Here is a 1,966-nt window from a genome sequence, read left to right on the forward strand (position 1 = left end):
GGCCTCGGGGGGCACCTCACGGAGGTGAGAGAAGCCGTACGGGCGAACCGGCCAGGTAGGCCTGGATGTCCTCGACCGCCTGGCCGAAGTACGTCGCGTAGTTGGCCCGGGACACATAGCCGAGGTGCGGAGTGGCGAGCAGACGCGGGGCCGAGCGCATGGGGTGGCCGGCGGGGAGCGGTTCGACCTCGAAGACGTCCACACCGGCGCCCGCGATCCGGCCCGCGTGGAGCGCGGCGAGCAAGGCGTCCTGGTCGACGATCGCGGACCGGGAGGTGTTGATCAGGTAGGCGGTCGGCTGGAGGAGGGCGAGTTCGGCGGGGCCGATCAGTCCCCGGGTGCGGTCGCTGAGGGCGAGGTGCACGGAGACGAAGTCGCTGCCGGCGAGCAGCTCCTCCTTGGAGGGGGCGAGGTCGACACCCACCTCGTCCGTACGCTCCTTGGTGAGGTTCTGGCTCCAGGCGCTGACGTGCATCCCGAAGGCCAGGCCGACCTGTGCGACACGGCTGCCGATCTTTCCCAGGCCGAGCAGTCCGAGCCGGCGGCCGTGCAGGTCCGCGCCGACCGTGTTCTGCCAGGGACCGCCGTCGCGCAGGGAGGTGCTCTCCTCGACGATGCCGCGGGCCAGGCCGAGCAGCAGGGCCCAGGTCAGTTCGACCGGCGGGGTCGAGGAACTGGCGGTCCCGCACACGGTGACGCCGTGCGCCCTCGCCGCCGCGTAGTCGATCACCGAGTTGCGCATCCCGGAGGCGATCAGCAGCCTCAGCCGGGGCAGGCGGGAGAAGAGGGAGCCGGGGAAGGGGACGCGCTCGCGCAATGTGACGACGATGTCGAAGTCGGCGATGGCGGCGGCCAGTTCGTCCTCGTCGGCGGGGTGGTCGCGGAGGCTCACGACCTCGACGTCGTCCGCGATCGCCGACCAGTCGCCGAAGTCGGTGGCCACCCCCTGGAAGTCGTCCAGTACGGCACAGCGAAGTCGCACGTCATCCCCTTCCCGGTGGTGGCTCGGCGGTGGCTTGAGGTGGGTCGAGGGTACCGGGAGGTGCGTCCCCTCATGACGTGAGGGAGGGAGCGTCCGTCAGTCGGCGATGTCGACGCCGTAGCCGCGCGCGAGCGTGCCGAGGCCGTGGTCGTAGCCCTGGCCGACGGCGCGCAGGCGCCAGAGCGGGCCGCGGCGGTAGATCTCCGCGAGGAGCATGGTGCGTTCGGTGGTCGCCGCGTCGAGCGTGGCCTGCACGAGCGGTGCCGCACTGGTGCCGGGGCCCGAACTGATCTGGACGGCGCCGACATCGCCGAACGTGGGTGTGCCGTCGATGGCGGCCGCGACGACGACCTTGCGGGCCGAGGGCGGCAGTGTGGCGAGGTCGATACTGATCGTCTGCTCGGTCGGCCCGTCACTGAGGAGCCGTACGGTTCCGCCCGGGTTCTCCGGAGCACCGTAGAAGACGAAGTCCTCGTCGAAGGAGACCTGTTCGTCCTCGTCGACCACGAAGGCCACCACGTCGATCTCGCATGCCGTCTGCTGGGCCCACGAGGCGGTGACGGTCCAGTGGGCCGTCGCGGTCTGCCCGTCGGCGCGGCTCGGGTGGTTCGAACTGTCCGGGTCGTTCTGGCTCGGCAGGTAGGTGACGCCGCCGCGCGGCAGCACGTGTGTGGCACCGCGGTGGTCGGCGGGGTGCGGCAGCGGCGCGATGACGGGTGTGTCGAGCCAGGCGGCGTCGTAGGTGGGGATGGCCAGGGAGGTGATCCGGCGCATACGGCGGTCGGTGTCGCCGCCGGTGAGCAGGACGACATCGGTGACGCTGGCGGACAGGTTGATCGCGGCGGCTCCACCGAGCTCGACGATACGGGTGCGGGCGGCCGCGGCGTCGGGGTGAGTCCCGCCGAGCACGAGCACGCGCCGCTTGGCCAGGGGCCTGGCGGAGGGCTCGGGCTCGGGAACAGGGGTTGCTGTGGGGGCAGGGGC

At 71.8% G+C, this 1,966-nt stretch carries 2 protein-coding genes; both read right to left on the minus strand.

Annotated features, from left to right (window positions below):
- Positions 1-16 precede the first annotated feature (16 nt).
- Positions 17-982, minus strand: coding sequence for a D-2-hydroxyacid dehydrogenase family protein (locus tag FNH04_RS45450; RefSeq protein WP_322725730.1), 966 nt, complete (start codon positions 980-982; stop codon positions 17-19).
- A 96-nt stretch (positions 983-1,078) separates the two neighbouring features.
- A partial coding sequence (locus FNH04_RS45455) for a TerD family protein (protein WP_194237048.1) occupies positions 1,079-1,966 on the minus strand: 888 nt, incomplete at its 5' end.

Origin of the sequence: Streptomyces phyllanthi (genome assembly GCF_009377205.1) — a bacterium.
Lineage (GTDB): Bacteria > Actinomycetota > Actinomycetes > Streptomycetales > Streptomycetaceae > Streptomyces > Streptomyces phyllanthi.